Below are 11,253 nucleotides of genomic sequence, written 5' to 3'. Positions count from 1 at the left end.
TGTCTATCTCTTTATAGAGCAATTCAAGAAAACTATGAAATAAAAACACTTATGACAATGTGCCGAGAAGACGGACTAAAATCAAGAAGCCACGGACTTAGTCCTGAGATTCTTACAGCTCAAGCAAAATCTTTGGATTTAGATTTAATTCTATGTAGTGCTACATGGGATGACTACGAATCTATATTTAAAACTCAAATGTCAAAATTTGAAAGAGAACATTATGAAGTTGGTATATTCGGAGATATAGATTTAGAGCCACATAAAACTTGGGTATTAGACGCTTTGGCTCACACAGAAATGATCGCCCATCATCCTATATGGCAGGAATCTAGACGATCACTTATAGAAGAATTTATTGATTTAGGCTTTGAAGCAATAATTGTAACTGTAAATACCGATTTAATTGATACCTCCTTTTTAGGAAGAACATTCAATCACGAATTAATATCAGAGCTTGAATCTGTAGGTGTAGATGCTTGTGGTGAAAATGGTGAATTCCACACAGTAGTTACAAATGGACCAATATTCAAGCAACCTTTAAATTTAATTATTTCAGATACAATAAAAAAAGATCAATATCTGATGCTTAATTTAGAACTAGCCTCTAATTAAGGCTCATCATAAACGAAACACATAGTGGTGTCAACAGTGTAAGAACCATACCAGATATAAACGATATCATGGCCGTTTCAGAATCTGTACTTTTTGCTATGACAGGAAGAGTCGTATCCATAGTAGTAGCTCCTCCTGTTGAAACAGCTTCTAAATATCCTATGTATTTTGCTACAAATGGCACAATCATAAGTGCTATCAATTCACGAAATACATTTGCCATAAATGCTGTTGCTCCAAGTTCTGATGAATAATCTGATAGCATAACGGCCGACAAACTATACCATCCGAAACCAGCACCTAATGCTCCACCCTCTGGAAATGTAAAACCTAGTATAGCTCCTCCTAGCATTCCACCAACAATGCTTCCAAGTGCAACCATAAAAGGTACCATAAGCGCTTTGTATCCTATCCTCTTTAGTTTTTGAAATACATCTTTGTTCTTTCCAAGATCTATTCCCACAAAGAGCAATAATAGACATAGTCCAATATCTACAAGCATTCCTGTTGATTCATAAACCTCAGCAGGTATTACATATATTCCTGCTAATATTCCTATTCCAATAGCTACTAATAAACTAATACTCACCGCCTGAAACCTCCTTTTCATACAATCCTTCAGCCTCTTTCTTCTTTGATGATTCTAAAAATAATTTTCGTCCTGCATATACGAACAACATGCTAAATCCAACTGCAAAGACAGCAATTATTCCTGCACTAAATCCTATCTTCGCTATAGAATCTATCACTTCTCTATCGAGTCCCATTCTAAGACCCATTACAAATAGCAAACTCAAAACAGCTATAGTTTGAGCAATATCCAAATATTTGTAAAGCGCTTTCCCCAATAAATCTTTATAACCTATTATTATACCTAGACATAATATTCCTAAATACATAAGCAGTTTTAGATACATTCAGATGCCCCCTTTTTTTCATATTATCACCTATCATACCACCTATATCTCTTCTAATCAAGGCATCAAAAAAGGAGCTATATTGCAAGCTCCTTTTATAATTTCAAATTATCATAGTAACTCTAAAGCCTTTGCCTGAATCACTCTCTACACTCATTTCCCCATCAAACAATACATGAATCAAATTGTGAATCAAGCTCAGCCCTATACCCGCTCCTCTAGCACTCATTTTGCCCTTAAAAAACGGCTCTACACTGTGTTTTGCTTTCTCTTTCGAAATCCCGATTCCATCATCCATATAGTCCAAAATGATTTTATTATTTTCATTTTTCATTCTTATAGTTATGTTTAAAATTCGTCCTTTTATTTTCGCATGTGTATAGCTATTTTGAAGTAAGTGAGTTATTATCTTTCCAAGCATAGTTGGATATGTCTTTCGCCATATATCATCCTCTAACTCTAAATGTACTTTTATATCAGTTCTCTGCTTTTCCAATACATAGATTTGAACATTTCTCTCTATGCATTCCCCTATATTCACATTTTCTTTTTGCAAATTCACACCAGTGCTAGAAAGTTCTTTAAGTGCTTCTACCAATCCCTTTATCTTGTCACCTTGTTTTCTCTGCACCTCTGCTATATGAAGCATATCTCTCAAATAATTCACCATCGCAGTCTTGGTCATAGTCTTTTCTTCCAATTTTTGATTAACTTTTTCAGATTCTACGTTTATATAACTAGAATTGGTAAGTATTATTCCAAGTGGGGTGTTTATCTCGTGAGACAAACTACTTGTCATATGATTTAAACTCTGTATTTTTTTATTTTCAACTAATTGAGCTTGAGTATTTTCAAGTCTGATTAGCGCATCCTCTAATTCCTTATTTTTTCTCTCTAAATCAAGTTCCTTTTCCGTCAGAAGATCTAATGATGACTTTAACTTGCGAGTTCTATTTTCAACTTTATACTCCAAATTTTCTTTAGACTGTCTAGTCTCATCTGCCATAGTGTTTATTGCCGATTGAATAAGTCCTATTTCATCTTTTCTTATCTCGTCAAAAGGCTTCTCATATCCACTTGATTTCAAATCTCTTATCTTTGATAGAAAATCCATAAATGGTCTTTCATAGTACTTTACAAAAATTATAAGTACAATCCACACAACTATAAAGCCTAAAACAGTGTATACAACTATTTGCTGCTTTATAAGATTAACTTCTTCTAACGCTTCTGATTTAGGCACCTGAACTGCAATCCCCCAACTTGTCTCTTCAAATATTTCATACGCTACAATTTTAACAACGCCTTCAAACTCATATTCTCCCCAGCCACTGTTTCCATCAAGCATTTCACTTACTGGCTCTAAATACGATACATTTGTAAATTCTTCGACTAGTTCCTGTCTTGGATGAGCTATCAATACTCCATCTCTATCAACCATATACGCATATCCATTTTCTTTTATCTTTACTAATTCTATTTTCTTGTAAATAGAACTCAAATCCAAACTAGCCCCAAGCACGCCGACTATCTCGTCATTTTTCATAACAGGTACAGCTAGTACTGTTATAGAATCCTTGGTACTTCTTGATTTTATTCCATCTGAAAAATAGAGTTCTCCCTTTATTGCTTCTTGAAAATATATTCTGTCAGAGCGATCTCCTAACGTTTCTAAATGCGATGTTTTATATACCTGCATACCATCTGCTTTCATATAATAAATCTGTTCTATGAGTATATCATTTTCAACCGCACTTTGAGCCAATAAATCAAATACCTCATATTGGCTCTCTTTAAGATTAGAATCATTACTCAAAATTTTCATGATGTTTTTACTTGATGCTATATCTTGATTTATGTCTTTCTTCAAATTTTCTAATACCTTTTGATTGTAATCATACGCCCTTTTAGAAGCTCTATTTAATTCTTCATATGAGAATATTATCCAAAATAAATTAACTAAACTAAGTATTATCATAGCCATGGCAAATACACCTTTAACCACACTGCTATTGTACCATTTAATCATAGCTCACCTCCTAGTTTACAGCCCTCAGTTTCTTATTACCCAAATTAAATATAGAATTACTATCAAAATCACAAGTCTAAACAATATGTAGCTTTCATATATAAATACTTCTTATTTATTCTGGAAGATTATATTTCAGTTAAAAAGAATGCCACTTAATTTATTGGGTATATACTATTTAGATGATTATTAATATTTTCGTTTCACATTAAAGAAAAGGGGGGTTACCATGAATCTTAAGTTTCAAACAAAAATCATACTTGTTATTGTACTATTGCTTATCATAATAAGTGGACTACTGACAGTACAAAATATAAGTAAGACTAAAGATTTGATGTACAAAGAACTCGACTCTAAAGCACTTGAATTAGCAAGCGGCATGAAGCAAAATGTCGAATCAGCCGATAGATTTGCTCTCGAACTCGACAATATAATGGCTGATCGTATACTCCTAGCATCTGAAGGCATAAACCAAATACCACTAAATCAATTATCAAATGAAAAGATTGATGCATTCTTAGAACACGTAGCTGTAAATGATGTATATGTCATAGATCCTGAACGAAGGATAGTTTATTCAAATGTTAGAGACTATATAGGATGGCAATATCCCGAAGGACATCCTATGGATGCTGTTTTCAATGGTCAATCAAGAAGTTACATGGAGGATATACGTGGAGATTTAATCTCTGGCGAACTCAATAAATACGGTGGTATAGCACTAGACAATGGATATTATGTTCAAGTCGCAATAAATGCATCTATAATTGCAGATATAAAAAATGCCAACAGCCCGCATGTATTCTTGAGCGATATTGGTGAAAGATCTGATGTAGTTCACGCATACATGATAAGTGAGATTCTTACAAAAGAAGAACAAGCTAAAAAAGATGCGTTAGAGCCATATAATCCAAATAAAACAAATATAGTCATAGCACATGGTACGGCTAGAGACACCGATAATGAGTACAAAGACCCTGAGGTTTTAGCTCTATTTGATTCTAATCAAAATTTATCTAGAACCATAAGCGATTCAGCTACAGGTGAATCCGCTTATGAAGTACTTGTTCCTTTTAAAACTGCTGAATCATCGGGTATAGTTTCAATTGCACTTTCGCTTTCCGCTCTTGAATCTAACCTCAATCAGACTATAGTAAGTTCACTTATTACTACACTTGTGATAATATTGATTGCGATAGCTTTGAGTATTCTTCTAATAAATAGAGTCCTCGTTCCACTATCTAAGCTTGGTAATCATTTGTCTATAATAGCATCTGGTGACTTTTCTAAGGAAGAGGACAAAAAATTATTTGGAACAAATGACCAGCTTGGTCTTATGGCTGTTTCTGTCAGAGATATGAGATTGAACTTAAAAACACTTATAACCCACATAAAATCTGATGTTTCTTCTGTTGAAGAAAGTTCTGACAATCTCTCAACTATAATGTCTGAAACTGCAACTGCAGTAGATGAAAATGCTAAGGCAATAGATTCACTCGCTTTGTCTGTGAACGATCAGGTAAGTGAAAGCAATAAAGTTCTAGATAGTACAGAAGCATTAAGCAAAGCTGTAAATATAGGTGCTGAGAATATTTCAAAAGCAAACGACTACGTGGAGCATGTAGAAGAATTGAGTGGCAGTGGTCACAATATAATAACAGAACTAGCTGACATAATCCATGAAAGTACGAGACAATCAACAGAAGTTGCTAGCGATGTTGGACAAATTGGAGAAATCGTAGAAACAATGAAAAATTTCTTAAGCAATATCCACGCTATATCAGAACAAACAAATCTACTTGCACTAAATGCTTCTATAGAAGCCGCTAGAGCTGGTGAAGCTGGTAAGGGATTTGCTGTTGTTGCCGAAGAAATTAGAAAACTTGCCGAAGAAACTAGTCAAACAACAGAAGAAATAGAAAAAATAGTCGGTGGTGTCATGGATAAAACCAGTCTTGCACTTTCTAATATAGATACCATTGGCACTTTGAGTACGAAACAATCAGAAACTCTAGATGAAACTCTAGGTATATTCGAAAATATATCTTCTTCTGTTAGTGATTTAGTTAATTCTATGAAGCATGTAGTTTCATTCACTGACTCCGTAGCCGATCAGAAGGAAATCATAGTACAGGCTGTAGATCATTTAAGTAGCTTAACAGAAACTCTATCTGCCACAGCTCAGCAAATATCAGCATCTACAGAAGAACAAAGTGCTGCGATATCTCAAGTAAATAAATTAGCTGAAGGAAATCATGAATTAGCAACTAAACTTGAAAGTGAAATTTCTAAGTTTAAAACTCACTAGTCGTTATTCGATGTTTATAAGATAACTATTGATTAAAAATCAAATAGTTATCTTTTTTTTAATCATTTTTTTCAAATGTTGATTTTTCAGTATTGACAAAGTTTTCTGTTATTTGATATAATATTAACAAGTTCAGTAGATTTGAGAGCATTCTTGAATTTATTTGTTCTATTATTTATTAAATTACAACCTAACGGAATAGAGGTTACTCTTATCTGGAAGGAAGGACCATAATTATTATTGATTGCCGAGGGATTATTTATAGCAAATTATAAATATACACCCTTTAATCTACCTATGCCCCTTCTTTCGCCAAAAGAAGGGACTTTTTTTGCTCAAATTGATTTTTTAGGAGGATATTTTTATGAAAAGAATCGCTGTAATTGGAGCTGTACTAGATAATCCACAAGTAAGCCAGAGTCATTTCAATGAGATTGTAGCTGAATACTCTCATATAGTTAGAGGACGTATGGGCTTGCCATTTGATGGAGAAGGTATATCAGTTATTTCTCTCACTGTTCTAGGTGAATTAAATGAAATAAATGGCCTGACCGGGAAACTAGGTAATTTGGAAAATGTATCTGTCAAAACTTCTATTTCAAAAAAAGAAATCTAAGCTTTAGTACAATATATTAATTGTACTAGCAATATTAATTAAGGGGGTTTCCATGAAAGCATTAATCGATCAACTCTATCGCGAAGGGACTTTGCCAAAAGACAAATTATACGAACTTGTTCACTGTGCAAATTCTGAATCCATCGCTTATTTGACCGAAATGGCTCAAAAGAAACGAAAAGAAAATTATGACGACAAAGTATATCTCAGAGGACTGTTAGAATTTACTAATTACTGCAAATGTCACTGCCGTTATTGTGGCATAAGATACGAAAACACCAAAGCCGATAGGTATAGACTAACTGAAGATGAGATATTAGACTGCTGCCATATGGGTGATAAACTAGGTTATAAAACCTTTGTTCTTCAAGGTGGTGAAGATCCTTTTTTTACCGATGATAAATTAGAATCAATTGTAAGACGTATAAAAAGCGAACTTCCAAATTGTGCTGTCACACTATCTGTCGGCGAGCGTTCATATGACTCTTATAAAAGATTATTTGACGCTGGAGCAGATAGATATCTTTTGAGACACGAAACGGCTTCGAAATCTCTTTATGAAAGTCTTCATCCACATATGAGCTTTGAGAACAGAAGAAATTGCCTATATGATTTGAAAAAAATTGGTTATCAAGTAGGCGCAGGCTTTATGGTTGGTCTTCCAGAGCAAACTGATGAAGATTTAGTACTAGATTTACTTTTTTTAAAGGAACTTTCTCCTCATATGATTGGGATTGGACCTTTTATTCCACATCATGACACTCCACTAGGAAATGAAACTGGTGGTACTGTGGAAAAAACTACCCTTTTACTATCAATTATTCGATTGTTGCTACCAGATGTTCTTCTTCCTGCTACTACAGCACTCGGAACTCTACATCCTACCGGAAGAGAACGCGGACTAAAAGCAGGCGGAAATGTAGTAATGCCAAATCTATCTCCTATAGATGTCAGAGAAAAGTACTCTCTTTATGACGGTAAGATATGTACTGGCGATGAAGCCGCTGAATGTAGACAATGTATACAACGAAGAATTGAATCTGCAGGATTCACTCTCGATCTTACTCGAGGTGATCACATTAATTGGAGGCGATAAATATGTTTATCAATCATGACTATATCGAAAATCTTTTAGAAACAGCTAAAACAGCTACTTCAGAGCAAATTGATCAAATACTAGATAAGGCAGACCTACATAAGGGACTCTCTCATGAAGAAATTGCTGTCTTACTTCAAACAGAAGACCCTAAACAACTACAAAGAATATTTAAAATTGCTGGTGATATAAAAAAATCCATATACGGAAATCGTATAGTTGTATTTGCTCCACTATACGTGAGCGACTATTGTGTAAACAATTGCAAATACTGTGGATACAGACGCGATAATTCGTTCCCACGCAGAAAACTTACTATGGATGAAATACAAAAAGAAGTACAGATTCTAGAAAAATTAGGTCATAAGAGACTTGCATTTGAAGCTGGTGAAGATCCTGTAAATTGTACTATTGACTATGTTTTAGATGCTATAGATGCCATCTACAATACAAAACTTGACAATGGTGCTATCAGAAGAATCAATGTAAATATAGCTGCAACAACAGTTGAAAACTACGTTAAACTTAAAGAAAAAGGTATCGGTACTTATATATTATTCCAAGAAACTTACCACAAGCCAACTTATGAAGATATGCATCCAAAGAGTATCAAAGGCGATTATAACTATCATTTAACTGCCTTTGATAGAGCAATGGAAGCCAAAATAGATGATGTAGGTGGCGGTGTATTGTTCGGATTAGCTGATTATAAATTTGAAGTTTTAGGCCTAATGCTTCACAATGAGCACTTGGAAAAAGAATATGGCGTAGGATTCCACACTATAAGTGTTCCTCGTCTAAAAAAAGCTGAAGGTATGACTCTTAAAGAATTCCCTCATCTAGTAAGTGATGATGAATTTAAAAAGCTAGTTGCAATAATTAGATTAGCTGTACCTTTCACTGGTATGATTCTATCTACTAGAGAAAGTGTAGAAATGAGACAGGAAGTTATAAAATACGGTATATCTCAAGTAAGCGCTGGTTCATGTACTGGAGTAGGTGGCTATAAAGAAAAAGAAGAAGGAAAAGTGGCAGATCAATTCCAATTATCTGATGAGAGAAGTCCTATGGAAGTCTTAAAATCACTTATGAAAAATGGATACATTCCAAGTTATTGCACTGCTTGCTATAGAAATGGCCGTACTGGAGATAGATTCATGCGTTTGGCAAAATCTGGACAAATTCAACATGTCTGTCAGCCTAATGCCATGATGACACTCACTGAATATGCTCTTGATTATGGCGATGATGAGTTTAGACAAATGGCAGATAAGGTTATTGCTCAAGAACTAGAAAAAATAGAGAGAGAAGATATAAAAGAACTTTTAACTAATAATCTAGAGCGCCTAAAAAATGGCGAAAGAGATTTATTCTTATAAAAAGAGGTGAAGTACATGAATCAAACACCTAAAGCAAACCGTCCACATATAGCTCTATATGGAAATAGAAATGCTGGTAAATCTTCTCTTCTAAACGCTATTATTGGCCAAGATATATCTTTGGTATCTAGTGTGAAAGGAACTACTACTGACCCTGTTTCTAAGGCTATGGAGTTACTTCCACTAGGGCCTGTCGTATTTATTGATACTGCTGGACTAGATGATGATGGAGAACTCGGAAAGCTCAGAGTAAAGAGATCAAAAAAAATTCTGCAAAGAACAGATTTTGCAATTTATGTCATAGATCCATTAGATTTTGACAAAAATGCTCTATCAAAATCTCTACTTGAATTCAAGAGATTTCACATACCACATCTCCTTGTATTTAATAAATTAGATACTTTAGATCAACATACTGAAGCTAATTTGAAATCAGAATATCCTGAAGCATTTTTTGTATCTGCTGAAAAAAACATTGGAATATTGGATTTAAAAGATGCTCTCATAGATAGAATTCGCGCAGAAGAAGATGAACCTCCTCTTATTGGTGATTTGATTCCATATGGAGGTACTGTGGTTTTAGTCGTTCCAATAGACTCTGAAGCCCCAAAGGGAAGGATTATACTTCCTCAGGTCCAGGTTATAAGAGACTGCCTAGACCACGGCATAAAATCATATGTAGTTAGAGATACTGAACTCGAAGATGCATTAAAAGACTTAAAATCTGTGGATTTAGTTATTACAGACTCTCAAGCTTTCCACAGAGTTGACAAAATTGTCCCCAGTGATATTCCCCTAACTAGCTTTTCGATAGTACTAGCTAGAAATAAGGGCGATTTGTCAAGCTTAGTTGCAGGTGCTAGAGCTTTTAATAGTCTAAAGCCACATAGTAAAATACTTATATCGGAGAGCTGTACCCACAATCACTCTCACGAAGATATTGGTAGGATAAAAATCCCAAGAGGACTTAACAAGTACTTTGGTCAGGAGTTTGACTACACATTTAGGATGGGACATGATTTCCCAGAAGATGTTTCTGAGTATGATTTAATTATTCACTGTGCCTCTTGTATGCTAAATGCTAAAACTATGAAAACTAGAATACAGATGTGCGAAGAACAAGGTGTTCCGATTACAAATTATGGAGTCACACTCGCATATTTAACTGGTATTCTCGATAGAAGTCTAGACATATTCAATGATTTAAGCAAATAAGTTAAAAAGGATTGACGAAATTTAATTCGTCAATCCTTTTTTTATTTAATCACATTTCCTTACCTAACTAATTGCAACATATAGCTACTTTGTGGTTGCGTCAATAGTGTATTTACCGATTCATACCACCACTTTAGAAGTGGAGTAATTCTTGGCTGAATGCTTAAATTTTAAATTTAGTTATATCATTTTGTAAGTTCATAGCAAGCTCTGCTAAGTCTTCACTAGCATTTGCTACTTCATGCATAGATGCAGTCTGTTCCTCTGATGACGCTGCTGCTTGCTGAGTTCCCGCTGCATTTTCTTCTGCAATTGCTGACAAGCCTTGAATCAAATCAAGTATCTCGTTCTTAGTTCGCTCTACATCTTTTTCTGATTTAGCTAGATTTTCTATAGCCTTGATTGAATCTTGTATCGATTCTGCAATCTCTTTATATTTGTCTTCCGTTACAGATACTTTATCTGATTGCTCACCATTTACCTCTGATACTCTCTCTACCATTTGAACTGCTGTGTGAGAATTTTGCTGTAATTCTAATATCACATTGTTTATTTCCTCAGCTGACTTTGTAGTTTGCTCTGCAAGTTTTCTGATTTCCTCTGCAACTACTGCAAATCCCTTACCAGCTTCACCTGCTCTAGCAGCCTCTATAGCTGCATTTAATGCAAGTAAATTAGTTTGCTCTGAAATAGATGCTATGACATTACTTGCCTCTCCAATCTTTTCAGAACTTTCATTTGTTCTCATAATTTCACTGTGAATATTAGACGTTACGCTTCCGCTCTCAACTGTAATCTTATTCAATTCTGATATTATATTTAAGCCCTCATTTATCAATACCTCTACAGCCTCTGATGATTCATTCAATTTGTCCATAAGCTCTGCATTATAATCAATAATGTTTCCAAGTTCTTGGGCTTTTTCTGCCCCTTCCTCTGTATATTGCGCTTGATCTGTCGCGCCTTTAGCTATATCTTCCACAGTAGTCGCTATCTCATTTGATGCACTAGCCGACTGCTGACTAGTTGCCGTAAGTTCTTCTGAAGATGCAGCTAATTGCTGAGCTGATTTTGAAAT

10 protein-coding genes are annotated in these 11,253 nt (G+C 34.7%); 6 read left to right on the top strand and 4 right to left on the bottom strand.

The features are described 5' to 3' along the window. A partial coding sequence (locus tag N4A40_09130; GenBank protein MCT4662008.1) for a diphthine--ammonia ligase occupies positions 1 to 615 on the top strand: 615 nt, incomplete at its 5' end. Here the strand turns inward: N4A40_09130 and N4A40_09125 are convergent. From N4A40_09125 to N4A40_09115, 3 genes are all read right to left on the bottom strand, one after another. Next, the gene (locus N4A40_09125) at positions 608 to 1,204 is read right to left on the bottom strand and encodes a lysine exporter LysO family protein (GenBank protein ID MCT4662007.1); all 597 of its coding nucleotides are present in this window, start codon (positions 1,202 to 1,204) and stop codon (positions 608 to 610) included. The genes N4A40_09130 and N4A40_09125 overlap by 8 nt on opposite strands. Beyond that, positions 1,194 to 1,532, bottom strand: coding sequence for a lysine exporter LysO family protein (locus N4A40_09120; protein ID MCT4662006.1), 339 nt, complete (start codon positions 1,530 to 1,532; stop codon positions 1,194 to 1,196). The genes N4A40_09125 and N4A40_09120 overlap by 11 nt, the downstream gene beginning before the upstream one ends. A 103-nt stretch (positions 1,533 to 1,635) precedes the next feature. Then, complete coding sequence (locus N4A40_09115) at positions 1,636 to 3,561, bottom strand: cache domain-containing protein (protein MCT4662005.1); 1,926 nt, start codon at positions 3,559 to 3,561, stop codon at positions 1,636 to 1,638. A gap of 229 nt (positions 3,562 to 3,790) precedes the next feature. On the opposite strand from N4A40_09115, the gene N4A40_09110 reads away from it, so the two are divergent. The 5 genes from N4A40_09110 (at position 3,791) to hydF (ending at position 10,175) form a co-directional block, all read left to right on the top strand. Then, the gene (locus N4A40_09110) at positions 3,791 to 5,869 is read left to right on the top strand and encodes a methyl-accepting chemotaxis protein (protein ID MCT4662004.1); all 2,079 of its coding nucleotides are present in this window, start codon (positions 3,791 to 3,793) and stop codon (positions 5,867 to 5,869) included. 364 nt (positions 5,870 to 6,233) lie between these two features. Next, on the top strand, positions 6,234 to 6,485 hold the full coding sequence (locus tag N4A40_09105) for a CopG family transcriptional regulator (GenBank protein ID MCT4662003.1): 252 nt from the start codon (positions 6,234 to 6,236) through the stop codon (positions 6,483 to 6,485). A gap of 52 nt (positions 6,486 to 6,537) precedes the next feature. After that, on the top strand, positions 6,538 to 7,581 hold the full coding sequence (hydE, locus tag N4A40_09100; protein MCT4662002.1) for a [FeFe] hydrogenase H-cluster radical SAM maturase HydE: 1,044 nt from the start codon (positions 6,538 to 6,540) through the stop codon (positions 7,579 to 7,581). Between the two features lie 2 nt (positions 7,582 to 7,583). Next, positions 7,584 to 8,960, top strand: a complete 1,377-nt coding sequence (hydG, locus tag N4A40_09095; GenBank protein ID MCT4662001.1) for a [FeFe] hydrogenase H-cluster radical SAM maturase HydG — start codon at positions 7,584 to 7,586, stop codon at positions 8,958 to 8,960. A gap of 15 nt (positions 8,961 to 8,975) precedes the next feature. Next, a complete protein-coding gene (gene hydF, locus N4A40_09090; protein ID MCT4662000.1) occupies positions 8,976 to 10,175 on the top strand; it encodes a [FeFe] hydrogenase H-cluster maturation GTPase HydF in 1,200 nt (399 codons plus the stop codon). A 163-nt stretch (positions 10,176 to 10,338) separates the two neighbouring features. On the opposite strand, the gene N4A40_09085 is transcribed toward hydF, so the two are convergent. Next, on the bottom strand, positions 10,339 to 11,253 hold a 915-nt coding region (locus N4A40_09085; protein ID MCT4661999.1), incomplete at its 5' end, for a methyl-accepting chemotaxis protein.

This window comes from Tissierellales bacterium, assembly GCA_025210965.1.
GTDB lineage: Bacteria > Bacillota > Clostridia > Tissierellales > JAOAQY01 > JAOAQY01.
Note: the sequence above shows the minus strand (reverse complement) of the source record. Positions and strands in the feature narration are given on the sequence as shown.

Bases quoted from the DNA above. Each gene is read 5' to 3' on its own strand.
- N4A40_09120 (MCT4662006.1), bottom strand. From the start codon at position 1,532: ATGTATCTAAAACTGCTTATGTATTTAGGAATATTATGTCTAGGTATA.
- hydF (MCT4662000.1), top strand. From the start codon at position 8,976: ATGAATCAAACACCTAAAGCAAACCGTCCACATATAGCTCTATATGGA.
- N4A40_09110 (MCT4662004.1), top strand. From the start codon at position 3,791: ATGAATCTTAAGTTTCAAACAAAAATCATACTTGTTATTGTACTATTG.
- N4A40_09115 (MCT4662005.1), bottom strand. From the start codon at position 3,561: ATGATTAAATGGTACAATAGCAGTGTGGTTAAAGGTGTATTTGCCATG.
- hydG (MCT4662001.1), top strand. From the start codon at position 7,584: ATGTTTATCAATCATGACTATATCGAAAATCTTTTAGAAACAGCTAAA.
- N4A40_09105 (MCT4662003.1), top strand. From the start codon at position 6,234: ATGAAAAGAATCGCTGTAATTGGAGCTGTACTAGATAATCCACAAGTA.
- hydE (MCT4662002.1), top strand. From the start codon at position 6,538: ATGAAAGCATTAATCGATCAACTCTATCGCGAAGGGACTTTGCCAAAA.